At 57.6% G+C, this 24877-nt stretch carries 25 protein-coding genes and 1 tRNA gene; 15 read left to right on the top strand and 11 right to left on the bottom strand.

The window, feature by feature from the left end:
- The first annotated feature begins 165 nt into the window (after positions 1-165).
- Positions 166-1932, top strand: coding sequence for a calcium-binding protein (locus ACTYEO_RS13375; protein ID WP_449324251.1), 1767 nt, complete (start codon positions 166-168; stop codon positions 1930-1932).
- A gap of 36 nt (positions 1933-1968) precedes the next feature.
- Here ACTYEO_RS13375 and ACTYEO_RS13380 read toward each other — a convergent pair.
- A tRNA-Lys gene (locus ACTYEO_RS13380) sits at positions 1969-2044 on the bottom strand.
- A 165-nt stretch (positions 2045-2209) separates the two neighbouring features.
- Between ACTYEO_RS13380 and ACTYEO_RS13385 the strand changes: the two genes are divergently transcribed.
- A complete protein-coding gene (locus ACTYEO_RS13385; RefSeq protein WP_449324252.1) occupies positions 2210-2347 on the top strand; it encodes a hypothetical protein in 138 nt (45 codons plus the stop codon).
- Between the two features lie 66 nt (positions 2348-2413).
- Positions 2414-3076, top strand: coding sequence for a YggS family pyridoxal phosphate-dependent enzyme (locus ACTYEO_RS13390; RefSeq protein ID WP_449324253.1), 663 nt, complete (start codon positions 2414-2416; stop codon positions 3074-3076).
- On the opposite strand, the gene ACTYEO_RS13395 is transcribed toward ACTYEO_RS13390, so the two are convergent.
- The gene (locus tag ACTYEO_RS13395; RefSeq protein WP_449324254.1) at positions 3064-3570 is read right to left on the bottom strand and encodes a L,D-transpeptidase family protein; all 507 of its coding nucleotides are present in this window, start codon (positions 3568-3570) and stop codon (positions 3064-3066) included. The two genes, ACTYEO_RS13390 and ACTYEO_RS13395, sit on opposite strands and share 13 nt — an antisense overlap.
- Positions 3567-4661: a GTP cyclohydrolase II gene (ribA, locus tag ACTYEO_RS13400; RefSeq protein ID WP_449324255.1), complete on the bottom strand. Its 1095-nt coding sequence runs from the start codon at positions 4659-4661 to the stop codon at positions 3567-3569. Before ribA ends, ACTYEO_RS13395 begins: the two co-directional genes overlap by 4 nt.
- 163 nt (positions 4662-4824) lie before the next feature.
- Here ribA and ACTYEO_RS13405 point away from each other — a divergent pair, with 163 nt between their 5' ends.
- The 5 genes from ACTYEO_RS13405 (at position 4825) to ACTYEO_RS13425 (ending at position 8304) form a co-directional block, all read left to right on the top strand.
- A complete protein-coding gene (locus ACTYEO_RS13405) occupies positions 4825-5511 on the top strand; it encodes a response regulator transcription factor (protein WP_449324256.1) in 687 nt (228 codons plus the stop codon).
- Between the two features lie 178 nt (positions 5512-5689).
- Positions 5690-6478, top strand: a complete 789-nt coding sequence (locus ACTYEO_RS13410) for an exodeoxyribonuclease III (RefSeq protein ID WP_449324257.1) — start codon at positions 5690-5692, stop codon at positions 6476-6478.
- Between the two features lie 66 nt (positions 6479-6544).
- The gene (gene trxA, locus ACTYEO_RS13415; protein ID WP_449324258.1) at positions 6545-7450 is read left to right on the top strand and encodes a thioredoxin; all 906 of its coding nucleotides are present in this window, start codon (positions 6545-6547) and stop codon (positions 7448-7450) included.
- 27 nt (positions 7451-7477) lie between these two features.
- Positions 7478-8122 carry an LON peptidase substrate-binding domain-containing protein gene (locus tag ACTYEO_RS13420; RefSeq protein ID WP_449324259.1) on the top strand — a complete coding sequence of 215 codons (645 nt, stop codon included), beginning with the start codon at positions 7478-7480 and terminating at the stop codon, positions 8120-8122.
- Entirely contained in the window at positions 8119-8304 is a 186-nt protein-coding gene (locus ACTYEO_RS13425) for a Trm112 family protein (RefSeq protein ID WP_449324260.1), read from the top strand. Before ACTYEO_RS13420 ends, ACTYEO_RS13425 begins: the two co-directional genes overlap by 4 nt.
- Here ACTYEO_RS13425 and ACTYEO_RS13430 read toward each other — a convergent pair.
- A complete protein-coding gene (locus ACTYEO_RS13430; protein WP_449324261.1) occupies positions 8301-9524 on the bottom strand; it encodes a UbiH/UbiF/VisC/COQ6 family ubiquinone biosynthesis hydroxylase in 1224 nt (407 codons plus the stop codon). The two genes, ACTYEO_RS13425 and ACTYEO_RS13430, sit on opposite strands and share 4 nt — an antisense overlap.
- 90 nt (positions 9525-9614) lie before the next feature.
- Between ACTYEO_RS13430 and ACTYEO_RS13435 the strand changes: the two genes are divergently transcribed.
- The 4 genes from ACTYEO_RS13435 to ACTYEO_RS13450 all read left to right on the top strand — a co-directional run bounded on the left by ACTYEO_RS13435 (position 9615) and on the right by ACTYEO_RS13450 (position 15813).
- Positions 9615-10964 (top strand): amidase, encoded by a 1350-nt coding sequence (locus ACTYEO_RS13435; RefSeq protein ID WP_449324262.1) that lies wholly within the window; start codon positions 9615-9617, stop codon positions 10962-10964.
- Between the two features lie 118 nt (positions 10965-11082).
- Positions 11083-12261, top strand: coding sequence for an aminotransferase class I/II-fold pyridoxal phosphate-dependent enzyme (locus ACTYEO_RS13440; RefSeq protein ID WP_449324325.1), 1179 nt, complete (start codon positions 11083-11085; stop codon positions 12259-12261).
- Between the two features lie 11 nt (positions 12262-12272).
- Positions 12273-15155, top strand: a complete 2883-nt coding sequence (locus ACTYEO_RS13445) for a DNA translocase FtsK 4TM domain-containing protein (protein ID WP_449324263.1) — start codon at positions 12273-12275, stop codon at positions 15153-15155.
- Positions 15156-15216: 61 nt separating this feature from the next.
- Positions 15217-15813: a LolA family protein gene (locus tag ACTYEO_RS13450; RefSeq protein WP_449324264.1), complete on the top strand. Its 597-nt coding sequence runs from the start codon at positions 15217-15219 to the stop codon at positions 15811-15813.
- 35 nt (positions 15814-15848) lie between these two features.
- On the opposite strand, the gene ACTYEO_RS13455 is transcribed toward ACTYEO_RS13450, so the two are convergent.
- A complete protein-coding gene (locus tag ACTYEO_RS13455) occupies positions 15849-16421 on the bottom strand; it encodes a transglycosylase SLT domain-containing protein (protein WP_449324265.1) in 573 nt (190 codons plus the stop codon).
- A 249-nt stretch (positions 16422-16670) separates the two neighbouring features.
- On the opposite strand from ACTYEO_RS13455, the gene hspQ reads away from it, so the two are divergent.
- Complete coding sequence (gene hspQ / locus ACTYEO_RS13460) at positions 16671-16997, top strand: heat shock protein HspQ (protein WP_449324266.1); 327 nt, start codon at positions 16671-16673, stop codon at positions 16995-16997.
- Between the two features lies 1 nt (position 16998).
- Here hspQ and ACTYEO_RS13465 read toward each other — a convergent pair whose 3' ends face one another.
- The 4 genes from ACTYEO_RS13465 to ACTYEO_RS13480 all read right to left on the bottom strand — a co-directional run bounded on the left by ACTYEO_RS13465 (position 16999) and on the right by ACTYEO_RS13480 (position 20068).
- Positions 16999-17379 carry a rhodanese-like domain-containing protein gene (locus ACTYEO_RS13465; protein WP_449324267.1) on the bottom strand — a complete coding sequence of 127 codons (381 nt, stop codon included), beginning with the start codon at positions 17377-17379 and terminating at the stop codon, positions 16999-17001.
- A gap of 43 nt (positions 17380-17422) precedes the next feature.
- Positions 17423-19000, bottom strand: coding sequence for a gamma-glutamyltransferase family protein (locus ACTYEO_RS13470; RefSeq protein WP_449324268.1), 1578 nt, complete (start codon positions 18998-19000; stop codon positions 17423-17425).
- Positions 19001-19224: 224 nt separating this feature from the next.
- The gene (locus ACTYEO_RS13475) at positions 19225-19689 is read right to left on the bottom strand and encodes an ATP-binding protein (RefSeq protein WP_449324269.1); all 465 of its coding nucleotides are present in this window, start codon (positions 19687-19689) and stop codon (positions 19225-19227) included.
- A gap of 28 nt (positions 19690-19717) precedes the next feature.
- Positions 19718-20068 (bottom strand): STAS domain-containing protein, encoded by a 351-nt coding sequence (locus ACTYEO_RS13480; protein WP_449324270.1) that lies wholly within the window; start codon positions 20066-20068, stop codon positions 19718-19720.
- 89 nt (positions 20069-20157) lie between these two features.
- Between ACTYEO_RS13480 and ACTYEO_RS13485 the strand changes: the two genes are divergently transcribed.
- Together ACTYEO_RS13485 and ACTYEO_RS13490 are read left to right on the top strand one after the other, a co-directional pair.
- Positions 20158-21339, top strand: a complete 1182-nt coding sequence (locus ACTYEO_RS13485) for an acetyl-CoA C-acyltransferase (RefSeq protein ID WP_449324271.1) — start codon at positions 20158-20160, stop codon at positions 21337-21339.
- A gap of 18 nt (positions 21340-21357) precedes the next feature.
- The gene (locus ACTYEO_RS13490; RefSeq protein WP_449324272.1) at positions 21358-21810 is read left to right on the top strand and encodes a GAF domain-containing protein; all 453 of its coding nucleotides are present in this window, start codon (positions 21358-21360) and stop codon (positions 21808-21810) included.
- Here ACTYEO_RS13490 and ACTYEO_RS13495 read toward each other — a convergent pair.
- Both ACTYEO_RS13495 and mutL read right to left on the bottom strand, forming a co-directional pair.
- A complete protein-coding gene (locus tag ACTYEO_RS13495; RefSeq protein ID WP_449324273.1) occupies positions 21807-22973 on the bottom strand; it encodes a DNA recombination protein RmuC in 1167 nt (388 codons plus the stop codon). The two genes, ACTYEO_RS13490 and ACTYEO_RS13495, sit on opposite strands and share 4 nt — an antisense overlap.
- On the bottom strand, positions 22970-24832 hold the full coding sequence (gene mutL, locus ACTYEO_RS13500) for a DNA mismatch repair endonuclease MutL (RefSeq protein ID WP_449324274.1): 1863 nt from the start codon (positions 24830-24832) through the stop codon (positions 22970-22972). The genes ACTYEO_RS13495 and mutL overlap by 4 nt, the downstream gene beginning before the upstream one ends.
- Positions 24833-24877 lie beyond the last annotated feature (45 nt).

Genomic DNA, 24877 nt, shown 5'->3' on the forward strand with positions numbered 1-24877 from the left:
GCCTGTCAGCACCTCAACTTGCCTCAGCTTAACAACAATCTCTTCAGGCTTCGGTCTCGTAATTCCCATCTTCGATTCTCCGTTTTCCTAACTATAGGGACGGACCAATTCAAAGGGGGAGGCTCAGTTTTTGGCGCCCTATCGGCAGGCGGTGGTATCGGGGCGATGCAGCTTGGCGCTGATGGTAGCTTTCAATCGGCACAACGGGTCAGCGGGACAACCTCGGGCGATTATGCGGCTTTGGCGCATCTCGAAACAGGTGCGGTACAGCATCTTTATGCGGCGCGCAGCGATACGGATGAGATTGAACATTTCACATTGTCTTCTGTGGGCGAATTAAGCCTGCAGGCCACATACGGACCAGACGCTTCCGTCTTTCTGGGCCAAGCCAGCCAGATGACCACCGCTGAGATCGCGGGCGAGGAGTATCTGATTGTTGCAGATGCCGGTGCCTCCAGCTTGACGGTTCTCGCGGTTCAACCCAATGGCGCGTTGTCTGTCGCGGATCATTTGCGCGATGATGGTGTGACCACACGCTTCCAGAATGTGACTGAGATCGAGGTCGTGTCGCATGGGGATCAGGTATTTGTTGTCGCGGCCGGCTCGGATGATGGGGTGAGTGTGTTTCAGGCTTTGCCCAGTGGTCGGCTTGTGCATATGGCCAGCCGTGGGGATGATTTTTCATCAGGGCTGCAGAATATCTCGGCGGTTGAGGCCGTATCGACGGCCACTGGCGTCAGGATTTTCGCGGCCAGCAGTGTTGAATCGGGGCTGACCGTTCTTGAGTTCGATTCGGGCCCTGCAGGGCAGTTGTTATTTGCGCCGCAAACGGGCGGGCAGGTCACGGGGGGCAGCACCGCTGATACCTTGATCGGGCGCGATCAGAACGATGTTTTATCGGGTGCGGGCGGCGATGATGTTTTGATTGATGGCGCAGGGTCCGACGTGATGACGGGCGGCGCGGGACGCGATATTTTCGTGATGTCTTGGGATCAACAATCCGACAGGATCACGGATTTCACTTTGGGCGAGGATGTCATCGACTTGAGCGGTTGGGTCTATCTCTATTGGCTCAATAATGTTGATATGACGCCAACTGCACTAGGGATCACCCTATCTTATCAGGGTGAAACCCTTGTGATCGAGACGGCCAATCAAACATCCCTGACGGTTGAGGATATCACCCCATCGCTGGTGTTAAGCCCGAACCGCCTTCTGCCTGATTGGGATGAGATTTTGCTCAACGGGTTCACAAGCGCGGATGAATTTCCGATGGCAGATACCTTTCAGGGCGCTCTGGGAAATGACCGCTACCGCATTGACCACCCCGAAGACGAAATTGTTGGCGAGATCGGATATTCCCTTGGCGGCGGGATCGACACGGTCGAGGCGTGGATCAGTTGGAACCTGATCCCCAATGTCGAGATTTTGCGGCTGCAAGGTACAGATGATCTCAACGGAGGCGGCACTTGGGCCCCTGAGGCTTTGGTGGGGCAAGCGGGCAATAACATCCTTGATGGGTCCCGTGGGAATGACGCCATCACGGCCAAGGCAGGTGATGACACGTTGATCGGCGGGCGCGGGGCCGACAAGCTGGTGGGCGATGCAGGGGCGGATGTTTTCCTTTTTCGCGAGGTTGAGGATAGCCCTGCAGGCCCCGCGACCCGCGATTTTATCAACGGGTTTGAAAATGGCACCGACCTGATCGATCTGTCCGCCATCGATGCCGATATCACCACCGCAAGCGATGACAGCTTTGTCTTTATCGACAATGCGGCTTTTTCGGGTACAGCGGGTGAGCTGCGGCATTTCACTTGGGGTGGAAATAATTTCAATATCGTCGAGGCGGATATTGATGGCGATGCTGCCGCCGATTTCCAAGTTTTTGTGAACCTGACGCCTGCCATGACGGCGGATGATTTCATCTTCTAAGGAGAAGACAAAAACCATCAAGCAGGAGGGGGAGGATGGTGAGCCGTGCAGGATTCGAACCTGCGACCCACTGATTAAAAGTCAGTTGCTCTACCAACTGAGCTAACGGCCCATCTTCCACGCCGAACCGAACATGTTCAGTTCTAATCCGATCTATCCCAAGAAGATGTCTCAAGTCTATCGGATATCAACAAATTTACGGGCAACCGCGTGCGGCCACTCGTGGCGCGCTACCTATAAACGACGGTCACAGCCGTCAAGCGAAAAACCCGACCGTTTGGATAAAAAGAAAAGAGTCTCGAATTGCTCATGGTCCGATCACGATCTGGCGGGTGTTTCCTCGGAAGATGCGACCATCGGTGGTGTCAGCACCGACACGTGCAAAATGTCGCTTGGTCTGAGCATGTCCTTCTAATCCAGTCGGATTATTTGGTAAGGAGAGAGCGGGCTTTGTGCCCGCTCTTTTCGTTTTGGAGGGTTCATGCCCCTAAGTGATATTCTCGATGCGGTCGCCAAGGCCGAACAGGATGCAGGACGCGACCGTGGGTCTGTGCGGTTGATTGCCGTCTCGAAGGTGCAACCGCTTGAGCGGGTTGAGGCCGTGCTGGAACTAGGCCACCGCGTTTTTGGTGAGAACAGGGTTCAGGAAGCCTTGGGCAAATGGCCCGATTTCAAAGAGCGCTATGCAGGTATTGAGTTACACCTGATCGGCCCGCTGCAATCCAATAAGGCGCGCGTAGCTATGGAGTTGTTTGATGCAATCCATTCCGTTGATCGCCCCAAGCTTGCAAGCAAACTGGCAACCGTCGCGCAAGAGATCGGCGCATGCCCTGATCTGATGATCCAAGTGAATACAGGCGAGGAGCCGCAAAAGGCGGGTATTTTGCCAGCTGATGCCGATGCCTTTATCGCCGAGGCCCGCGCCATGGATTTGCCCGTCAAAGGCTTGATGTGCATTCCGCCTGTGGATGAGGAACCAAGCCTGCATTTCGCGCTGTTGGCCAAGATTGCCGAGCGCAACGGATTGCCTGAATTGTCGATGGGGATGAGTTCGGATTTCAAAAGCGCGATTGCGCTTGGGGCCAGCTATATTCGGGTCGGCTCGGCCATTTTCGGTGAGCGTGTGCCCCCTCAGGCCAACTGAGGCGAGACAATCAGGCGTGTTCCGAAGCGGATGCGCGCCACGATCCAGCGCAAATCCTCAGGCGCGAAGGCAACACAGCCTTCGGTCGGGTATCCGGGCCGTCTCCAGCGATGCAGGAAAATGGCCGAACCGCGCCCGTGCTCGGCGCGGGGCCAGTTCCAATCGGTTAGCAAAACGATGTCATAGAGCGGGTCGGCGCGGCTGAGCCGCTCATGGCTATGCGGGTAGGGCGCGCGCACCATCAGGTTGTAATCCTCATCACGCGGATCATCGGACCACAGATCGCTAGGGCCAATGGGAACCGCCCAGTCACATGGTTTCGCAAGACGGTCGGGGCGGTAAAGGCAGCCGACCAATCCGTGAATGCCAGCGGGCGTGGCACCATCGCCCTCGCGCTTGTCGCAGGTGATGCCGCCCTTGCCCAAGCTGCAGGGAAAATGCCGCCCCCTGAACCGCGCCCCCATCGGCGTGATGACAATATCATTGGGGGTCACAGGAAATGTCCTGATTTCTTGCGTTTTACGTCGAGGTAATGGGCATTATGGCGGTTGGTGCCCGTGACCAAGGGCACGCGCTCGGTCACGTGGACGCCCTCTTTCTCCATCATCTCGACCTTGCGGGGATTGTTTGTCATCAGCTTGACCGAGGAAAAGCCCATCTGTTTCAGCAGATCGGCGCCAAGGCGGAAATCACGCTCGTCATCCTCAAAACCCAAGCGATGATTGGCCTCAACCGTATCAAAGCCCTGATCCTGAAGAGAATAGGCGCGCATTTTATTGGCAAGCCCGATGCCGCGTCCCTCTTGGTTCATATAGAGCAGCACGCCCGCCCCCGCTTTGCCCATCTCGGACAGGGCGGTTCGCAATTGCGGGCCGCAATCACATTTCAGGCTTCCCAATACATCGCCTGTGAAACAGGCCGAGTGCAGCCTTGCCAAAACGGGCGCGTCCCGATCTGGCCTGCCGACCTCAATCGCATAATGCTCGACCCCGCCATTTTCGGGGCGGAAGATATGCAGGCGTCCAGCCTCGGCGGCCTCCATCGGCAGACGGGCTGCTGCGACAGGGTGAAGGTCGTGATGCGCGGCAAGATCAGCCTCGGCCTCATGCTCGGAGATCACAGCGAGTTGGCTTTCTGCGGCAAACCCCGCAGCGTCCCTCAACTCTACCCCCAGAACCGCTGGCAAAAGCTGCGCCGATTTCGCCAAGGAAAGCGCAAGGCTGAGCAAACGCGCATCACCGCCCCGCGATGTTTGCAACGGGCCCTTCATCGGGGCCGAGAGGTCATCTTGCGGGTTGGCCACGGCCTTGATCCAAGCCAGATCGGCGTGATCAGGCAATTGGATCGCGGCAAGGCCCGCATGATAGGCCCGCGCTTTAAGGGTTTCGGCCCGCCTTGCGGTGATCGCCAGCTCAATGGGCAAATCGAGGGCGCGCAATGCCGTCAAACGCGCCTGAGTTGTGGTTTCTGCGGCCAATACCAGAAGCCCTTTCCCAACCCCATCTGCAATCACCACAGGCAAACCCATTCGCAAATCTGCGCGGGCGCGGGCGACGCGTTCGGTTGAGGTGGGCAGCAGGCTCATAGAGAATTCCAAATCGAGTTCAGTGTTGATGTAGACCTTGGCAAAGAAATTTGAAACATTCGCCCCTAATCCGACACGGCTGCGTGAAGATTTTTTCAAAACCTTGCCAAACAAGGCCTTACGCTACACTTCGTCCTGTAAGACTTGCTCAGGAGGCATGCAAATGGCGACGTTAAAGAAAATTCTTCTTGTGGATGATGATGAGGACCTGCGCGAGGCGCTGTCCGAACAATTGGTCCTGACCGAAGATTTCGACGTGTTCGAGGCTGGGAACGGCCAAGAAGCGATGGAGAAGGCTAAGGCCGCGATCTATGATCTCGTGATCCTTGATGTCGGCCTGCCCGATACGGATGGGCGTGAGCTTTGCCGCCTGATGCGCAAGCAAGGCGTCAAATGCCCGATCTTGATGCTGACGGGCCATGACAGCGACGCCGATACCATTCTGGGCCTTGATGCAGGTGCCAATGATTATGTCACCAAGCCTTTCAAATTCCCCGTTCTTTTGGCCCGTATCCGCGCACAGCTGCGCACGCATGAACAATCCGAGGATGCGGTATTCCAGCTGGGGCATTACACTTTCAAGCCTGCGATGAAGTTGCTGGAGACCGAAGATAGTAAGAAAATCCGCCTCACCGAGAAAGAGACGAATATCCTGAAATTCCTCTACCGCGCGCAGGAAGGGGTCGTGGCCCGTGATGTGCTGTTGCACGAGGTCTGGGGTTACAATGCAGGCGTCACCACCCATACGCTCGAAACCCATATCTACAGACTACGCCAGAAGATCGAGCCTGATCCCTCGAATGCACGGCTTTTGGTGACTGAAAGCGGGGGCTATCGCCTCGTGGCATAGTCTTTGCAGCTATAGCTTTAGTTCAGGTTCTTCCCTCGTTCCTGAACCGAAGCAACTCATTGCTTCCTCCCTGTTGGACTGGCCCTCACTTCGGTGAGGGCCTTTTTTTATCCACTCGCATTGTATGACTGCGCCGAGGGGCTTAGAGATTGGCGGCATTGATGAAACGGAGCCCCAAATGCCCTTCACACTCGCCACTTGGAATATCAACTCGGTCCGCCTTCGGGCGCAAACTGTGGCGAAGCTGTTGCAGCAGGAAGCCCCTGATGTGCTTTGCCTTCAGGAGTGCAAAAGCCCCGTCGACAAGATCCCTCTCGAGGTGTTCGCCGAGCTTGGCTATGGCCATATGGTTGCGCGCGGGCAGAAGGGTTACAACGGCGTTGCGATCCTGTCCAAGCACCCGCTGGAAGATGTGGGCCACCGTGATTTCGTGGGCAAGGGCGATGCGCGCCATGTGGCAGCGCGGCTCGAGAATGGCGTGACCATCCATAATTGCTATATCCCCGCAGGCGGCGATGTGGCCGACCGTGAGGTGAACGAGAAATTCGGCCATAAACTGGATTACCTGACCGAAATGCGCGACTGGTTCCGTGATGAGGCCCCGAAAAAGTCGATCCTTGTGGGGGATCTCAATATTGCTCCGCGCGAAGATGACGTTTGGTCCCATAAGCAACTGCTCAAGGTGGTCAGCCACACCCCGATCGAGGTGGAGCATTTTGAGGCGGCGCGCGAGGCTGGCAATTGGGTGGATATCACCCGTCAGGACATCCCCGAAGGGCTGCTCTATAGCTGGTGGTCCTATCGCGCGAAGGATTGGGATGCCGCAGATAAGGGCCGCCGCCTCGATCATATCTGGGGGACATCCGATATTTCGAATTCTGCCCATAGCAGCCGTATTTTGCGGGATGTGCGCGGTTGGGAACAGCCTTCAGACCATGTTCCTGTCTTTGCGACATTCGACCTCTGACCTCTAAAAACTTGGCTGTGTTATACTCATATACGGCTCAACACCCGATTTTTGACGGAGATACCCATGCTCGAGTTTGGACAAGCCCAAGACAGCGCCGCCGCTGATCTGATCAAGGACACCACCGATCAGGCCTTTATGCAGGATGTGGTTGAAACCAGCCGCGAAGTGCCTGTGATTGTGGATTTCTGGGCGCCTTGGTGTGGCCCCTGCAAAACCCTTGGCCCCCAGCTGGAAGCGGCCGTGACGGCCGCGCGTGGCAAGGTGCGCATGGTCAAGATTAATGTTGATGAAAACCCCGCCATCGCGGGCCAATTGCAGGTGCAATCTATCCCCACGGTCTATGCCTTTTCGCAAGGCCAGCCCGTGGATGGGTTCCAAGGCGCGGTTTCGCAGGGCGATGTGCAGCGTTTCGTTGAAAAGATCGCCGCTTTGGGCGGGGATGGTGGCCTTGGAGAGGCTTTGGAGGCCGCCGAAGAAATGCTGGCGCAGGGCGCTGTCGATGATGCGGCGCAAACCTTTGCCGCGATTGTTGGTGAGGAGCCCGAAAACGCGGCTGCCAATGGCGGTTTGGCACGCGCCCATATTGCATTGGGTGATCTCGACACAGCCGAGGCACTTTTGAACAATGTCGCCCCAAGCATCGCAAACGCGCCCGAGATCGAAGTTGCGCGGGCCCAGATCGAGCTTGCCCGTCAGGCGGCTGACGCTGGTCCATTGGCCGAGCTTCATGCGGCGGTCGAGGCGAATGCCGATGATCATCAGGCGCGGTTTGACTATGCGCAGGCCTTGCACGCGGCAGGCAATGCAGAAGACGCGGTCGAGCAATTGCTGGAACTCTTCCGCCGAGACCGCGAGTGGAATGACGCGGCCGCCAAAACGCAGTTGTTTACGATTTTCGACGCGCTGACAGCCACTGACCCGATTGCCCAAAAAGGTCGGCGGCGTCTAAGCTCGATGATATTTGCCTGATTGGCTTTGCCCGCTACATAGGTGGTTATGATCCAACAGATTGACCTTCCCGATACAATTCCGGTTTTCCCTTTGCCGGGCGCGCTGCTTCTGCCGCGCGCGCAATTGCCTTTGCATTTGTTCGAGCCTCGTTATCTGGCCATGCTTGATGACGCGCTGAAAACATCGCATCGCCTGATCGGTATGATCCAGCCACGTGAAACCCCGTCGGGGAGTGAGCGGAAATTGCAGATGATCGGCTGTGCGGGTCGCGTCACCCAATTCTCCGAAACCGAGGATGGCCGCTATATGGTCACCCTGTCTGGCGTGTCGCGGTTCCGTATCCAGCGTGAGGTGTCAGGCTTCACCCCCTATCTCAAGGCGGATGTGTCATGGGACGGGTTTGATGTTGATCTGGGCTCGGTCGAGACGGATCGCGGCTTTGATCGCCCCGCCTTCCTTGATCTTTTGTCGCGCTATTTCAACGCTTTGTCCCTATCGACGGATTGGGACAGCTTAAAAGATGCCGAAGATGAAATGCTGATCAATTCCCTCTCCATGCTTTGCCCGTTCGAGCCTGAGGAAAAGCAGGCTTTGCTGGAAGCGCCATCGCTGTCCACACGGCGCGAGACCTTGATCACCCTGATCGAGATTGCTCTGCATAGCGGCGGGAGCGAGGACGTCTTGCAATGAGCGCAGATACGATCATTGACCGTCGTATGCTTGAGGCGCTTGTCTGCCCGCTGACCCAAGGGCCATTGGTTTATGATGCCCAGAAGCAGGAACTGGTCTCGAAATCGGCGGGGCTGGCCTTCCCGATCAGGGGCGGCATTCCCATCATGCTCGAAGAAGAAGCGCGGTCCATGAAAGACTAGAGCCGCTTGCCCTGCATCAGTTTTGGCAGATCACCCGTAAGCCCCGCGGCTTCGCGCATGAAACGGCGGCGCAAAGTTGGCATGGATGAAACGGCCCCCATGCCCAAATCCCGCATAAACCGCAGCGCCGGATTATCGTTTGAAAACAGTTTATTGACGGCATCCATGCCAAGCGCCAAGGCTGTCGTGTCGAATTTCCGCCAGGATTGATATCGCGCCAAAACATCCCGTGCCGCGATATCCTCGCCGCGCCGTTTTGCATCTGTCAGCACCTCGGCCAAAGCGCCGATATCCCGAAACCCGAGGTTCAACCCTTGCCCCGCAATCGGGTGCACGCCATGTGCGGCATCCCCGACCAAAGCCAGGCGCGGTGCGACATAGCTTTGCGCCAGCGTCAGGGTAAGCGGGTAGGTAAACCGCGTGCCTGTGAGTTTGATCTCGCCAAGGAAATCCCCGAAGGCGGGCCTGAGGGCTTCGAGATAGGCGGCGTCATCAAGGGCCGCGATCTGCGCGGCATTCTCGGAGGTTTCGCTCCAGACAATAGAGGAGCGGTTTTCAGGCAAAGGCAGGATGGCCAATGGGCCATTCGGCATGAAGAACTGATGGGCGATTGCGTTATGGGGGCGCTCATGTTCAATCGCGCAGACAAGCGCTGTCTGGCCATAATCCCACCCGCTGCGCTTGATGCCTGCACGTTCCGCCACACCAGATTGGCGACCATCGGCCCCAATTAGTAAACGCGCTGTCAGGCTTGTGCCATCGCTGAGCGTAACCTGTGCTGCCGCGCTGGTATCTTGTGCCGTGACGGTCACATTCGCGCGGTGGGTGATCAGTGGCTCGGCCTCGATCGCGGCCAGAAGGGTGCGCCGCAAGAAGCGATCCTCCAGCAAATACCCCATCGGGCCATCTTCCAACTCGGCGTGGTCGAAATGCAGGAAATAAGGGGCCGCCCCTTCGCCTGCACGCCCGTCCGAGGCTTTGACCTCGAGAATGGGTTGGGCGTTGTCCTCCACCTCAGGCCAGATATCGATCGCGGCCAGCAGGTTCTTTGAGGCCAGTGCCAGCGAATAGGCGCGGCCATCAAAGGCGTCTGCTTTGCGTTTAGGGGTTGGCAATGCGTCCAGCACAACGCTTGAAAACCCCGCCTGCGCCAGTGCCAAAGCAAGGCAGGAGCCGTTCAGCCCGCCGCCGACAATCAAGATATCTGCATCATAATCCATGTCTGGCAATATGCGCCTGTGTAAAGGATTGTCCACGCGTCATGGGGCCGTTAGCGTCATGCGCGACACTTTATCAAAGGATGTGCCCCGATGGATCAGCGGTATTTGGCAAGCGCGAGCGATCTTGGCCGTGCAATCGGCAAAGGCGAGATTGACCCTGTCGAATTGACCGAAACCTATCTGGAGGCCGCCACTGGCCATGAGCATGGCGCGCGTATCTACACCGCTTTGACCAAAGATCGCGCCATCGCCGAAGCAAAAGCCGCGGCTGAAAGGGCCCGCAATGGCGTGCGGCGCGGTTTGCTGGATGGCGTTCCCGTCTCGTGGAAGGATTTGTTCGACAGCGCAGATGTCGTGACCGAAGCGGGGTCGAAATTGCTGGAAGGTCGCGTGCCGAGCCGCGATGCCGAGGTTTTGGGCAAGGCCACGCAGGCGGGGCTGGTCTGTCTGGGCAAAACCCATATGTCGGAATTGGCCTTCTCGGGCCTTGGCCTGAACCCTGCCTATGGGGGAAATACCGATCCGAAACCTGCAACCCCGCCCAATGTGAACAACCCCGATCTGGTTCCTGGCGGATCCTCTTCGGGGGCGGCGGCCTCGGTGGCTTTCGGGCTGGCACCTGCTGCGATTGGGTCTGATACAGGGGGATCCGTGCGCGTGCCTGCGGCCTATAATGATCTGGTTGGGCTGAAAACCTCCCATGGGCGATTGAGCCTTAAAGGGGTTGTGCCACTGGCCGAGAGTTTTGATACGGTCGGGCCGCTATGCAAAACCGTGGAAGATTGCGCGCAGCTTTTGGCCGTGATGGAAAGTGGTAAGCCCGCCGATTTGCGTGGCGCGAGTTGCGAGGGCAAACGTTTCCTTGTGCTGGAGCCTTATGCATCCGATGTCCGCGCCGAGCCGTTGGAGGCCTTTAAATCCGCCCTTGACCGCCTGAAGGCTGCGGGGGCTGAGGTTGAGGCGAAATCTTTGCCCTCAATCGAAGCTGCAATGGATTTATCGCCTGTCCTGTTTGCGGTTGAGGCATACGGAACGTGGCGCGATGTGATCGAGACCGCCCCCGACAAGATGTTCCCGCGTATTCTGGAAAGGTTCCGTGGCGGGGCTGATTTCTCGGGCCCTGATTTTGTGGCGGCATGGCAGCAGCTGCACCGATTGCGGGCGCAATGGCAGGCCGAGACCGCCGCCTATGATGCCGTTGTCTTGCCAACAGTTGCGAATATGCCCGCCGATATGGCGCGTTTGATGAGCGATCAGGATTATTACGTCACCGAAAACCTTCTGACCCTGCGCAATACTCGCGTTGGCAACCTCATGGGGTTATGCGGTTTGACCCTGCCAACGGGTATTCCGTCGACTGGTATCATGTTCCTTTGCCCCGCGATGCAGGATGAACGCCTGCTCAGGATCGGCGCCGCCGTTGAGGCTGTCTTGGCCTGAAGGCCACAGGTTCGGGGTTTTGGCCAAGTTGCGCGCCTTTTGCTGGACCGCTGCCGCGTTATTCGGGTAAGGTCAGGAAAACGGGGCGAAAACAGATCCCGAACTTGAGGCAGACATGGTGTTCCCAGAGCGGTTTTCGAACCTGCCAGATTACGCCTTTCCGCGTTTGCGGAAATTACTCGACGTCCATGAAGCGGGCGGCGCTCCTATAAACATGACCATCGGTGAGCCGCGCCACCCTTTCCCCGATTGGGTGGCCCAGACCATCACCGATCATATCGACGGCTTTGGCCGCTACCCCGCAAATGATGGCACAGCTGATTTGCAAACTGCAATCGCGGATTGGGTGCAGCGCCGCTATGGCGTGACCATCGAGGCCGCCGCGCAGGTTCTGCCGCTCAATGGCACGCGGGAAGGGCTGTTCAATGCGGCACTGGCCCTGTGTCCTGAGCAAAAAAACGGCCAAAAGCCCGCGATCCTGACGCCCAATCCCTTTTACCAAGTCTATGCTGTGGCTGCTTTGGCTGTCGGGGCTGAACCGATTTACGTGCCTGCAACGGATGAAACCGGAAATCTGCCTGATTACGCATCTCTGCCCGAAGATGTTCTGAACCGCGTCTCGATTGCTTATATCTGCTCGCCCGCGAACCCGCAGGGCGCCGTGGCCAGCCGCAGCTATTGGCGGGATCTGATCACTCTGGCCGAGCGTTATGATTTCCGCATCTTTGCTGATGAATGCTATTCCGAGATCTACCGTGACACGCCCCCCGTAGGTGCGCTGGAAGTCGCGGCCGAGATGGGTGCTGATCCTGATCGCGTGGTGATTTTCCATTCACTTTCGAAACGTTCGAACTTGCCTGGTTTGCGGTCGGGCTTTGCGGTCTCGGGCAAGGGTAATATCGCGGCGATGAAGCAGCTTCGCAATTACGCGGGCGCACCTTTGCCTGCGCCTTTGCAGGCGGTTGCTGCGCGCGCTTGGCGGGATGAAACCCATGTCGAGGCGAGCCGCGCGCTCTATCAAACCAAATTCCGCTTGGCGGATGAAATTTTCGGGGATGTGCCCGGTTATCACCCGCCCGAAGCGGGGTTCTTTCTGTGGTTGCCTGTTCCAGATGCGGAAGCGGCAGCCCTCAAACTATGGCGTGAGGTCGGGGTGCGGGTTTTGCCCGGCCATTACCTTGCGCGAGACATAAATGGCATCACGCCAGGCGCGGACAGACTCCGCGTGGCGTTGGTGGCTGAACAAGAAGAAATGCAGCGCGGGCTCATCTTGCTCCGTGACTGCCTCTATCGGTGAGGTTGAAGGGTATGGCGTATCAAACACGGCAGCGGGATCCGCTTCTAGACAGCAATATGCAAGAAGCGCTTGAGCGGCGGGGCAAGGAAATCCTCGGGATTGTATTGACCTGTATGGGTTTGGCGATTGGTTTGATGCTGGTCTCCTATTCGCCCGATGATCCGAACTGGATGGTGGCCACGGATGCCCTTCCACAGAATTATCTCGGTCGCTTTGGCGCGTCCTTCTCGGCAATCCTGATGATGATCGTGGGCTATGGGGCCTATCTGCTGGCCATCGGGGCTGTGGTTTGGGGCTTGCGTTTTACCTTCCATCAAGGCTCGGAGCGCGCGATCTCGCGTGCGATTTTCCTTCCTATCGCCGTGGCACTTGCCTCGATCTATTGCGTGAGCCTTGTACCGGGTGAGGGCTGGGTTCACAGCTTTGGCTTGGGCGGTTTGTTCGGCGATACGATCATGGGTGCCTTGGTCAATATTTTGCCCGTAAGTGCCTCGGTTGGTCTGAAGATACTCGCGGCTACAAGTTTCTTTGCGATGATCGGGTTTTCCTTGTTTGTCTTGGGGGCAGATCGGGCTGAGCTTCGCATTGCGTTCCGCTTCCTCGCCATCGGTATGGTCACCACAATTGGTGCGATCGCGGCCCTTTTCGGCCATGCAGGTCGCGGAGCAGGTGGAGCCGCGATGAACCTTCGCGCCCGTCAGGCCGAACGCCGCGAAGCGCGCCTGCATGCTGCGGCGCAAGCAACACAAGATGACGGTGTTTATTTCGAGGAATATACCGAAGAGCCTGTGTATGACCCACAGCCTGCCCCATCGATGCGGGCCGCAGGTGGGCTGTTTGACAAGGTGCCGCTTCTGCGGGCTTTGACCCCGTCTGAGCCAGAAACCACGGATACCCCCGCCATTGGCCAAACGCAGGCCGTTGACCCCGATCAAGGGGATGACCGCATTCGTGGAAAAATCTCGGAAGTGATCAAGAACCGTGTCCGCCGCCAGCCAAGCGCTGTTGAAACGGCTGTTGCGGCCCGCCGTGGGCCCGAGCCATTGGTCGCCACCACAACCCGCGTGGAGCCGCCTTTGACCTCTGCCATGGCCCCACGCGTGCAAGCGCCACAGGCCAGCCCGATACCTGCGCCCGCGCCGCAGCCCTCAGCGATTGAGGACAATATGTTCCTTGATGAATTCGATGATGATTTTGCGCGCGAGGCCAATCAGGAACCAGCACCAAGCCCTGCGCCTGCTGCGTCCGTTATGCCGCGTCTTCAGCCGCAAGCGAGTGAGCCGCGCAAGGTTGTGCAACATACGCAGCGCAAACCTGCGGCCCCGTCACGCCAAGCGCTGGCCGATGCGCAACCATCGCTGCCTTTGGAGGCCAAAGCATCGGATTATGAGTTCCCGCCGCTGAACCTGTTGACCAGTGCAATCGGGATTGAGCGCCATCATCTTTCGGATGAGGCGCTGGAAGAAAATGCGCGCATGTTGGAAAACGTGCTCGATGATTATGGCGTGAAAGGCGAGATTGTCAGTGTCCGCCCCGGCCCTGTTGTCACCATGTATGAGCTGGAACCCGCGCCGGGCCTCAAGGCAAGCCGCGTGATCGGTTTGGCCGATGATATCGCGCGTTCAATGTCAGCCCTTTCGGCACGTGTTTCGACCGTTCCGGGCCGTTCAGTGATTGGTATTGAATTGCCCAATGTGCATCGCGAGAAAGTTGTTCTGCGCGAAATCCTGTCCAGCCGTGATTTCGGGGATGGCAACCAGCGCCTGCCTTTGGCTTTGGGCAAGGATATTGGTGGTGAGCCTGTCGTGGCCAACCTCGCCAAGATGCCGCATTTGCTGATCGCGGGGACCACGGGTTCGGGTAAATCGGTGGCGATCAATACGATGATCCTGTCGCTGCTTTACAAGCTGAAGCCCGAAGAATGCCGCATGATCATGATCGACCCCAAGATGCTGGAACTCAGCGTTTATGACGGAATTCCGCATTTGCTCAGCCCTGTTGTGACCGACCCGAAAAAGGCGGTTGTGGCGCTGAAATGGGTCGTGGGCGAGATGGAAGAACGTTACCGCAAAATGTCGCGAATGGGTGTGCGCAATATTGATGGCTATAATGGCCGTGTGCGTGACGCACTTGCCAAGAACGAGATGTTCTCGCGGACATTCCAAACGGGCTTTGACGACATCACAGGCGAACCCGTATTCGAGACTGAGGAATTCAAACCCGAAGTTATGCCTTTCATCGTTGTCGTCGTGGATGAAATGGCTGATTTGATGATGGTGGCTGGCAAAGAGATCGAGGCGTGTATTCAACGCCTTGCGCAGATGGCGCGTGCCAGTGGTATCCACCTGATCATGGCCACGCAGCGTCCATCGGTTGATGTGATTACCGGCACGATCAAGGCCAACTTCCCGACGCGGATTTCCTTCCACGTTACTTCTAAAATCGATAGCCGCACCATTCTGGGTGAGATGGGCGCCGAGCAACTGCTTGGTATGGGCGATATGCTTTACATGGCGGGGGGGGCAAAAATCACCCGCGTCCACGGGCCTTTTGTCAGCGATGAAGAGGTCGAGGAAATTGTCCGCCACCTCAAGAGCTTCGGACCACCATCCTATGCCGCAAGCGTTCTGGACGGGCCTGATGAAGACAAGGAAAGCGATATCGACCTTGTGCTTGGTCTTGGTGGCAATACCGATGGCGAAGATGCGCTATATGATCAGGCGGTGCAGATCGTCATCAAGGACCGCAAATGCTCCACCTCCTATATCCAGCGCAAACTGGCGATTGGCTATAACAAGGCTGCGCGTCTTGTGGAGCAGATGGAGGAGAGCGGTCTGGTCTCGGCGGCCAATCATGTCGGCAAACGCGAGATTTTGGTGCCTGAACAAGGATGATTTTCGCCGATCACGCGGTGTTGTTATTCAATGTCAGGCATGGATGACATAGATTGAGGTCATGAAAAAACTTCTCCTCTCCCTTGCTTTGTCGGCTGTCACGGCCTTTCCCGTCTTGGCCGAGCCGATCCCGCTGGCCCGCCTGTCGCAATATCTTAATGAATTGCAAACAGCCGAGGGCCGTTTCACGCATATCAATGCTGATGGCTCGGCCTCGGAAGGTACGATCTATATCCACCGTCCCGGTCGGATGCGTTTTGAATATGACGCCGATGATCTGCTTGTGATTGCCGGTGGCGGTCAGGTGGCGATCTTTGATGGCCGTTCCAACCAGCGGCCCGAGCAATACCCGCTTCGCCGTACGCCCCTAAACCTCATTCTGCGCCGCAATGTTGATCTTGCAGGCTCTGGCATGGTGACCGCGCTTGAGCAGAATGGAGACTTCACCCTTGTGACGGCTCTTGACCCTGACACGCCTGAAGCAGGGACAATCACATTGGTCTTCTCGGATAACCCTGTGCAATTGCGCAGTTGGATGATCACGGATCAAGCGGGTGGGCAGACCCAACTGGAACTGGGCGCATTTGAACAGGGCGTTCAAATCGGTGCGCGCCTGTTCAACATCCCGCAAGAAATTGAAGAGCGCAGTTTGGACTAAACGCCTTGCCCGCTGCAATTGAGCGCGCAGATGCTTTAGCGACAGCTTGCCAATTGTAATTGATAGGTCTGCGCGCGGGTGGCGACTTCGCCCGCGATGCGGATAAGCCATGGCTTGGAATTATAGCTGCCCCGCGCATAGCCTGTATGGCCTTCGTGATAGGCCAAATACTGGTTGCGTGCGTCATGCAAGGGGATGCCGTTCCTCTCGAGGGTATTGGTCATATACCACCCCATGAAATCGGTCGCATCGCGGATATTCTGGCGTCTTGCGCCAAAGCTTCTGGTGGCGCGCTGATATTCTTCCCAAGTGCCGTCAAGCGCCTGCGAATAGCCAAAGGCCGAGCTTTGCCGCCCGAGCGGGATCACGCCAAGCGCGTAGCGATGCGGGGTGCGGGCATTTCCGACAAAGCGGCTTTCTTGATAGATGGTCGCCATCTGAACATGGACGGGAACGCCCCATTCCCGCTCAGCCGCGCGCAGGGCACGGTAATATTGCGGACGCTCGTCAATGATAGCGCATGCATTGTCCAGATTGCGCGGTGCGGAATAATTCCCACCACAGCCGACAAGAAAAAAGGCCATTAAAAAAAGGGCTGCCCGAACCATTATTCAACTCTGCTCTATTGTTTTTATGCAATCGGTTATAGCGGATTACGGCAGGTTTGGGAATGGGTGGAAACCGCAAGGCGGGGTCTTGCCGTCACAAAGCTGTTATTCGAAGAGACCGCGCTATTGCGCAAATCTTTCGGTGTCGTTGTTGCAACTTCTGTTCACAGACTGTTTCCCAAATTCGGCTCTGTGACAATTTACAACCGCCAATCAGACGCGCTAGGAAAGCGCTGGGGGTATCACTGAATGCTACAAAGCCGTGCTAAATATAATCTTGGGGATGTTGTGAAACATCGCAAGCATCCGTTTCGCGGCGTGGTATTTGATATCGATCCCGAATTTTCGAACACGGAGGAGTGGTATAACTCCATTCCCGAAGGCAGCCGCCCTAAGAAAAAGCAGCCCTTTTACCATCTCTTGGCTGAGAACGATAATTCCTATTATGTCGCCTATGTCTCTGAGCAGAACCTGCTGCCTGATGAAACAGGCGAGCCGATTGATCACCCCGATCTGTCAGACTTGTTTGGTGAGTTTACCAATGGTCGCTACCCGTTAGAGTATCAGCTTAACTGATCTACTCGGTCGGTAGCCCCTCGGCTTTCCATTTCCCAAAACCGCCTTCAATCTCGGCAATCGCCTCGACACCCATATCCTGCAATTGCTTAACAGAAAGTGCCGAGCGCCACGCGCTGGCGCAAAACAGGACCAGTGTCTTATTGGTGGCAAGTTCCTGCTTGTGATAGGGGCTTGCAGGGTCGATCCAAAACTCCAGCATGCCGCGCGGCGCGTGAAATGCCGCGGGAATGCGGCCTTCACGGTCCAATTCACGCGGATCACGAATATCGACCAGAAGGGCTGTGCCTGCCTCAACCGCCGCGAGAGCGTCTTGAGGGGAAAGCGATGTGATCTCGGATTTGGCTTTTTCAACCAAGGATTTCACAGGTGTGATTGGCATGGGCTTTCCCCCTCAATTAACGAAAATACGGCGCGCGCATGGGTTAATACCCAAGCGCTATCCCGTCCTTGCGCGGGTCCGACCCGCCTTCAAGAAGACCATCGGGATGGATGCGGATGGCTTGGGCACCGCCAATGGCTTTCTCGGGGATGATCACATCATGCCCCATGGCTTGCAATTCGGCGCGAACCTCCTCTGAATAGCCACGCTCAACCTGCAACTGGCCTTGGTCAAAGAAGCATCTTGGCCCGTCGATGGCCTCCTGCGGGGACATTCCGAAATCCACAATATTGGTCAGGAAACGCCCATGGCCTGCGGCTTGGTAAGCGCCGCCCATCACGCCAAAGGGCATGAGCGAACCATCACCCAGTTTCAGGAAACCGGGGATGATTGTATGCATCGGGCGTTTACCGCCTGCCGCTTCATTCGGGTGGCCTTCTTCAAGGGTGAAGCCCGCGCCGCGATTGTGGAACAAAATGCCAAACTTGTCGGAGGCAAAGCCCGAGCCGAAGCTGTGATAGATCGAATAGATCATCGAAACAGCCATGCCATCCGCATCGACCACGCTCAGATACACCGTGTCCTTATGGACGGCCTCAGACAGTTTATGCGCATCCGGCGCGGCCTTGCTTGGATCAATGAGATCAGCCAAGGCTTTGGCGGTGTCCATCGAGGTCATATGCTCAAGGCGGGTCATATGGTCGGGGTCAGCGATGAAACGGTTGCGCGCGTCATAGCCGAGTTTGACGGCCTCGGTTTCGATATGGGCGCGCTCGGTCCCGAAGGGGTCCATATTGGCGATGTCGAAATGCGACAGGATATTCGCGATCAAAATCGCGGTGGCCCCTTGGCCGTTTGGTGGCAGCTCAATCAGCTCGGCATCGCGGTAAGGGCTTCGCAATGGGGTGACATAATCGCAGGCGGTTGCGGCGAAATCTTCCAATGTATGGGTGCCGCCAAGTGCATTGAGGCTGGCGACCATGTCTTCGGCAACCTCGCCCTCATAAAAGCCAGCGCGGCCCTCCTTGGCGATGCGGCGCAGCACTTCGGCCTGTTTTGGTGCGCGGAAGATGTGCCCCAGCGGCAGAGGTTTGCCTTGATCAAGGAAGTAGGATGACCCCTCGCCTGAAAGTATTTCCCCCTCGGCGGCATAGTCAAAGGCAACGCGCGGCGCGATTGGAATGCCCTCATCAGCGTAATGGATCGCGGGGGCCAGAACATCGGCCAGCGGGAGCTTCCCATGATCGGCATGAAGGCGACAGAACCCGTCAACCGCACCGGGTACAGTGACGGCGGCGGCGTCATAAAGGGGAACGGTCTTATGGCCTTTGGCGCGCAAATCGGCGGCATTCAACCCAGCAGGCGCGCGACCCGACGCATTCAGCCCGATGATCTCATCAGATCCGGGTTTGGAGACCATGGCAAAAAGATCGCCGCCGATCCCTGTGGATTGTGGTTCGCAAAATCCCAAAAGGATGGCCGCCGCGATCGCGGCATCGACTGCATTGGCGCCATCTTCCAGCAAGGACACGGCGACGCGTGCTGCCAAAGGGTGCGATGTGGCGCACATGCCTTTGGTGGAAAATGCGGCCGAACGGCCAGGCTTTTGGAAATCACGCATATCTGCCTCCCTGCAGGTTTTGCGCGAAGGTAAGCTGATTGCGGGCGATGGCAAGGAGGAAGGTGAAGAACCTCGGCGTCGCTTACTGGGTGGGGGCTTGTAAAAACGCGACGCCGAGGGAAGCTTAGGCAGCTACAAGACCGAGATTGACGGTGTCGGGCGGCGTTGATTGGGAATGATCGGGGTTTCTTTGCGTCACAGTTTCCCATTTTGGAACAGTTTTTCTATTCTGCGGGATTGTTTCGGGGCCCAAGATCAAGGGTAAGGGTCGTGCGGTTTTGGGTGCCGATCCGTTGATAGCTGACCCCAGAGCACAAGCTCCGAATTAAACCCCAGCCGAATCCCCCTTCAGGTAGATCATCCAAAGCCATATTGGGATCGAAACCGTTGGCGGATGATGGGGGGCCATGTGGCATCGCCTTGCCATGATCGAGGCAGTCCGCTTGCAGGAAGCCGTTATGCAGCGAGAGTGAGACGGTAATATCGCCATCGGTATCACGATAGGCATGTTCAACAATATTATTGAAAACTTCGGCCAGAACCAGTTCCATGTTCTGGCTGTTATCTACATCAATGCATTGGCCTGCCATCCAGAGTGTCATGTCTGATAACAATGCGCGCACGTGTTCCGCATGGCCCCGACAGGTCCAGACATGTTTTTCGATGAGCCGACCCTGATCTTCTACCATGGGCGGTGAATACCTTTCCAAAATGCAGCTATCCTGCTGACGTGACCCCATGTGCTGCAAGCGCTGTGTCGCAAGTGCTGTGAATGGTGAAAACACTGTCCATATGCGTAAGCCGCATCACCTTGGCGACGATCGGCCTGAGCTGAGCCAGATCAAGGGCGCGATCCGTGCCCATGAGTTTGCGCGCAGCAACCAACGCGCCGAGGCCGCTTGAATCAAGAAAATCCACCTTCCCAAGGTCCAGCAGCACATCGCCCGTGTTTTCGCTTATCAAGCTGCGAAACCCTTCCTTGAAGGCAAGTGCGACCGAAGCATCGATCCGATCCTCGTCTACAGTGATGACCAAAAGGCCTGCATAGGCTTGCACATCCAGTTTCATAGGTGTTGTCTCTTCCTAAAGGTAAGGAGACACCTAATCTTAAATCCTTTAGAAAAGGTGACCCTGAGGACTAAGGGGAGGGTTCTGATATGGCTGATGATGTTGTGATATGCGGCGCTGCGCGCACGCCAATGGGCGGGTTCCAAGGTGCGTTTTCGACGCTTGCCGCGGCTGAATTGGGTGGCGCGGCGATCAAGGCGGCGCTGGAGCAATCAGGGGCGTCCCCGCAGGCAATCAGCGAAGTGATCATGGGCTGTGTTCTGGGCGCGGGTCAGGGCCAAGCGCCTGCGCGGCAGGCGGGTTTCAAGGCAGGGCTCGGGCAAGAGATACCCGCCACAACGCTGAACAAGATGTGTGGCTCGGGCATGCGAGCAGCCATGATGGCGTCGGATCAATTGGCCTTGGGTCAGGCGGACCTTATGATCGCGGGCGGCATGGAGAGCATGACCAACGCGCCCTATCTTCTGCCAAAAATGCGGGGCGGTGCCCGTATCGGGCATGGGCAGGTGATTGACCATATGTTCCTTGATGGGCTGGAAGATGCCTATGACAAGGGCCGCCTGATGGGCAGTTTCGCCGAGGATTGCGCCGAGGCCTTCCAATTCACCCGCGAGGCGCAGGATGCTTATGCAATCGGGTCGCTGACCAATGCGCTGGCCGCCATTGAGACAGGGGCGTTTGAAGGCGAGGTTGCCCCAGTCACCCTCAAGAGCCGCAAAGGCGAGAGCGTGATTGCCACCGATGAACAACCCGCTAATTCGCGGCCCGAAAAAATCCCGCATCTCAAACCCGCTTTCCGCGATGGCGGTACGGTGACGGCGGCAAACTCCTCCTCCATTTCCGATGGCGCGGCGGCGCTGGTTCTGGCGCGTGCAGATTATGCCGAAGCACAGGGTTTGAACCCGCTTGCACGCATCGTCGGCCATGCCTCGCATGCGCAGGAGCCGGGCTGGTTCACAACAGCGCCTGTGCCTGCCACGCGCAAGCTGCTCGACCGGATCGGCTGGAGCGTTGATGACGTGGACCTTTGGGAGGTGAATGAGGCCTTTGCCGTGGTGCCCATGGCCTTCATGCACGAGATGGATATCCCGCGCGAGAAGATGAATGTGAATGGCGGGGCCTGTGCCCTTGGGCATCCGATTGGGGCTTCAGGGGCGCGGATCATGGTGACGCTTCTTAATGCATTGGAAAAGCGCGGCCTCAAGCGCGGAATTGCCGCGATCTGTATCGGTGGTGGCGAAGGCACGGCCATCGCGGTTGAGCGGTTTTGAACGGATAGCCTTGGCCCAATGCGCGTTAACTATGATGACTTGAGCAAAACCGTCGAGAGCCTCACCTATGGAGAACGTGACGAGGTCGCTTTGATGGCCACTTTGGCCTGCGAGGTTTTTCATAGTGATGCGCGGTTCGATTGGGTCGGGTTTTACCGCGTGACCGAGCCGAACCTGCTCAAGATCGGGCCCTATCAAGGCGGTCATGGGTGTCTGGTGATACCCTTTGACAAGGGGGTTTGTGGGGCTGCGGCCCGCAGCCAAGAAGTGCAATTGGTCGCCGATGTGGAGGCTTTTCCCGGCCATATCGCCTGTGCATCTTCCACCCGTTCCGAGATTGTTTTGCCCGTCTGGAATGCTGCGGGCGATTTGATCGGGGTGTTTGATATCGACAGCGATCAGCCCGATGCCTTCACGCAAGACGATGCCGAAGGACTGACAAAAATCCTGCGCGCGGTCTTTGGCGCTTAGGTTTTCGGCAGCGGCACCACATTGGCGGTCTCGGTTTGGGCGATTTCCTCAAAGTCGAAATTATCGAGCTTGGTGGCCCTTTTGCCCGCGCGTTCGGCGGCGGTATTGATCTCGTCGATATCTTTGCGGGCTTGGCCGAAATGAGTGTTCAGCTTGCCCACGCGCTCAACCACCAGTTCCACATCGCGATGAAGCATGGCCAATTGCTTGCGAATGGCCCCTGCCTGTTCGCGCATTCTGGCGTCTTTCAACACGGCGCGCATGGTGTTCAGGGTTGCCATGCAGGTTGTGGGCGAAACGATCCAGACCCTTGCGGCAAACCCCTCGCGGACGATCTCGGGGAAATTGGCGTGCAACTCGGCATAGACGGCCTCGGAGGGCAGGAACATCAAGGCACCATCGGCGGTTTCACCTTCGATGATATAGCGCTCGGAGATGGCCTTGATATGGGCCTTGACCGAGGCGCGCATCTGCTTGGAGGCCTCGTTGACCTCATAGGGGCTTTTGGCGTTGCGCAGGGCCTCATAAGCCTCGAGCGGAAACTTCGAGTCGATCACAATCGGCCCCGGAGGATTGGGAAGATGGACCAGACAATCGGCGCGTTTGCCATTGGTCAGCGTGGCCTGAAAGGAATAGGCATCCGAGGGCAGGGCCTTGGACACGATATCATTGAGCTGGATTTCCCCGAAGGCCCCGCGAGTTTGCTTGTTTGACAGAATATCCTGCAAGCCAAGTACATCGCCCGACAGTTTTTCGATATTGGCCTGCGCCTTGTCGATCTGTTCCAGTTTCTGCTGCAATTCCCCAAGGCTGCGCGCCGTGCGTGTCGAGGTGCCATGCAGCGTATCGGTCATGCCCTTTTGCACTTCTTCCAAGCGCCGCTCCATGGCTTCGAGCATTTGGGTCTGGGCCTTGGCGTTCATCTCGGCGACATGGTTGAGACCGCCCGAGAGTTGATGCTGCCCATCCGAGAGCGATTGCACCCGCTGGCCCAAACCGCCGATATGCTGCGCCAACGGGGCCACGATCTGCGCCGAGCGATTGGCCGCGCGCATGGCGATCACGATCAACACAAACATGATCAGCACAAGGACACCCGCAATGATCACCAGAAGCGTCAAAGGGTCGGAAAGATTGATCAATGTGTCGCCAAACTGGATCATGTGCGCCCAAACAGTTTCTCGATATCCGAGAGTTTCAATTCAACATAAGTCGGCCGCCCGTGGTTGCATTGGCCCGAATGAGGGGTGGCCTCCATTTCGCGTAGAAGCGCATTCATTTCCTCGGCGCGCATCATACGGCCCGAACGGATCGACCCATGGCAGGCCACGCGGCTGAGAATGGCCTCGATACGGGCCTGAAGGTTCTGACTTTCGCCCAGATCATCCAGTTCATCAAGGATATCCTTCAAGATCGCCTCGGCATTGATTTCACCCAAAATCGCAGGCGTTTCCCGCACCGCGATGGTGCCCGCCCCGAAAGCCTCGATCACAAGGCCAAAGCGCGCAAATTCATCGGCCAGTTCCAGCAGCCTGTCCGCATCGCCACCAAGCGAGACGATCTCGGGGATCAAGAGCGCCTGCGAGGCCACACCGTTTTCCGCCATTTGATGTTTGAGCTTTTCATAGACCAAACGCTCATGCGCGGCGTGCTGATCCACGATCACCACACCATCAGCGGTTTGCGCGATGACATAGTTTTCATGCACCTGCGCGCGGGCCGCCCCCAAGGGAAGATCGGTGGCCGCAGTCGCGCCTTGCGGGTCATAGGCAGGTTCGACCCGTGCCGAGGTAGGAGCGAAAGGGGCAGTCGCGTCTTCAAAACCGGGGGCTTGCCAATCGCGCGCGGCGGTGAGGGCCGATTGAGACGGGCGATCCATCTGATAGATGCGCGGTGGTTGCGGCCCGCTCAAAGCATCGCCAGTGGGCTCGGGCCTGAAGGCACCAAGCGTGGCGGAGGCGACAGTGCTTGAGGCGCGGTGGCCCGCCTCGGCCAAGGCATGACGCAGCGCCGAGACAATCAGCCCGCGCACCACGCCTGGTTCGCGAAAGCGGACCTCGGATTTGGCAGGATGCACATTCACATCGACGCGTTCAGGTGGGCAATCCACAAAGAGCGCCGCAGCGGGATGACGCTCGCGGCTCAGGAAATCGGAATAGGCCCCCCGCAAGGCCCCGATCAAAAGCTTGTCACGCACAGGACGGCCATTGACGAAAAGGAACTGCGCCACAGCCGAGCCACGCGAATAGGTGGGCAGAGCCGCAAAACCGATCAGGCGCAGCCCTTCGCGTTCGGCCTCGATGGGGACAGCGTTTTCGACAAACTCGCGCCCCATGACCGCCCCGAGCCGCGCCCCGAGGGCATCGAATAGATCGCCCTGTTCGGGGTCGGCGCGGAACAGATCGCGCGGGGCGTCGGTGACATCCTTGAGGGTGAACCCCACGGCAGGTTCGGCCATGGCAAGACGTTTGACCACATCAGATATCGCCTGCATCTCAGCGCGGTCGGTGCGCAGGAATTTCAGACGCGCAGGGGTGGCGTAAAACAGATCGCGCAACTCAACAACGGTGCCTTGGGATTGCGCGGCGGGGCGCACAGGGTCTGCACGTCCACCGCTCACGGCAATGCGGTGTCCTTCGGCCCCATCGGCGCGGCTGGTGATCGTGAGGCGCCCAACCGCCCCAAGCGATGGCAAAGCCTCGCCTCGGAACCCGAAAGACCGGATGTTCAAAAGATCTGTGCCATCGATCTTGGAGGTTGCATGACGGGACAGGGCAAGGGGCAGATCATCTGGCCCCATACCGCAGCCATCATCAATCACGCGGATCAGGCTTTTGCCGCCATGCGCAACCTCAATGGTGATCCTGCGTGCGCCCGCATCAATGGCATTTTCAACCAGTTCCTTGACCGCAGAGGAGGGCCGTTCAACCACTTCACCTGCCGCAATCCTGTTGATGGCGGCATCATCCAATTGACGGATAATGGGGCGATTTTCGCTTATATTGGGGTTGGGTGCGGCCATACCACCAGAACTAGCATGGCCGCCGCGATTCTGGAATATACCGCT

Source organism: Rhodophyticola sp. SM2404, from assembly GCF_053570515.1.

Bases quoted from the DNA above. Each gene is read 5' to 3' on its own strand.
- ACTYEO_RS13445 (WP_449324263.1), top strand. From the start codon at position 12,273: ATGGCGTATCAAACACGGCAGCGGGATCCGCTTCTAGACAGCAATATG.
- ACTYEO_RS13480 (WP_449324270.1), bottom strand. From the start codon at position 20,068: ATGAAACTGGATGTGCAAGCCTATGCAGGCCTTTTGGTCATCACTGTA.
- ACTYEO_RS13455 (WP_449324265.1), bottom strand. From the start codon at position 16,421: ATGGTTCGGGCAGCCCTTTTTTTAATGGCCTTTTTTCTTGTCGGCTGT.
- ACTYEO_RS13470 (WP_449324268.1), bottom strand. From the start codon at position 19,000: ATGCGTGATTTCCAAAAGCCTGGCCGTTCGGCCGCATTTTCCACCAAA.
- ACTYEO_RS13475 (WP_449324269.1), bottom strand. From the start codon at position 19,689: ATGGTAGAAGATCAGGGTCGGCTCATCGAAAAACATGTCTGGACCTGT.
- trxA (WP_449324258.1), top strand. From the start codon at position 6,545: ATGCTCGAGTTTGGACAAGCCCAAGACAGCGCCGCCGCTGATCTGATC.
- ACTYEO_RS13465 (WP_449324267.1), bottom strand. From the start codon at position 17,379: ATGCCAATCACACCTGTGAAATCCTTGGTTGAAAAAGCCAAATCCGAG.
- ACTYEO_RS13435 (WP_449324262.1), top strand. From the start codon at position 9,615: ATGGATCAGCGGTATTTGGCAAGCGCGAGCGATCTTGGCCGTGCAATC.
- ACTYEO_RS13425 (WP_449324260.1), top strand. From the start codon at position 8,119: ATGAGCGCAGATACGATCATTGACCGTCGTATGCTTGAGGCGCTTGTC.
- ACTYEO_RS13450 (WP_449324264.1), top strand. From the start codon at position 15,217: ATGAAAAAACTTCTCCTCTCCCTTGCTTTGTCGGCTGTCACGGCCTTT.
- ACTYEO_RS13375 (WP_449324251.1), top strand. From the start codon at position 166: ATGCAGCTTGGCGCTGATGGTAGCTTTCAATCGGCACAACGGGTCAGC.
- ACTYEO_RS13495 (WP_449324273.1), bottom strand. From the start codon at position 22,973: ATGATCCAGTTTGGCGACACATTGATCAATCTTTCCGACCCTTTGACG.
- ACTYEO_RS13410 (WP_449324257.1), top strand. From the start codon at position 5,690: ATGCCCTTCACACTCGCCACTTGGAATATCAACTCGGTCCGCCTTCGG.
- ACTYEO_RS13405 (WP_449324256.1), top strand. From the start codon at position 4,825: ATGGCGACGTTAAAGAAAATTCTTCTTGTGGATGATGATGAGGACCTG.
- ACTYEO_RS13485 (WP_449324271.1), top strand. From the start codon at position 20,158: ATGGCTGATGATGTTGTGATATGCGGCGCTGCGCGCACGCCAATGGGC.
- mutL (WP_449324274.1), bottom strand. From the start codon at position 24,832: ATGGCCGCACCCAACCCCAATATAAGCGAAAATCGCCCCATTATCCGT.
- ACTYEO_RS13420 (WP_449324259.1), top strand. From the start codon at position 7,478: ATGATCCAACAGATTGACCTTCCCGATACAATTCCGGTTTTCCCTTTG.
- ACTYEO_RS13430 (WP_449324261.1), bottom strand. From the start codon at position 9,524: ATGGATTATGATGCAGATATCTTGATTGTCGGCGGCGGGCTGAACGGC.
- hspQ (WP_449324266.1), top strand. From the start codon at position 16,671: ATGCTACAAAGCCGTGCTAAATATAATCTTGGGGATGTTGTGAAACAT.
- ribA (WP_449324255.1), bottom strand. From the start codon at position 4,661: ATGAGCCTGCTGCCCACCTCAACCGAACGCGTCGCCCGCGCCCGCGCA.
- ACTYEO_RS13490 (WP_449324272.1), top strand. From the start codon at position 21,358: ATGCGCGTTAACTATGATGACTTGAGCAAAACCGTCGAGAGCCTCACC.
- ACTYEO_RS13390 (WP_449324253.1), top strand. From the start codon at position 2,414: ATGCCCCTAAGTGATATTCTCGATGCGGTCGCCAAGGCCGAACAGGAT.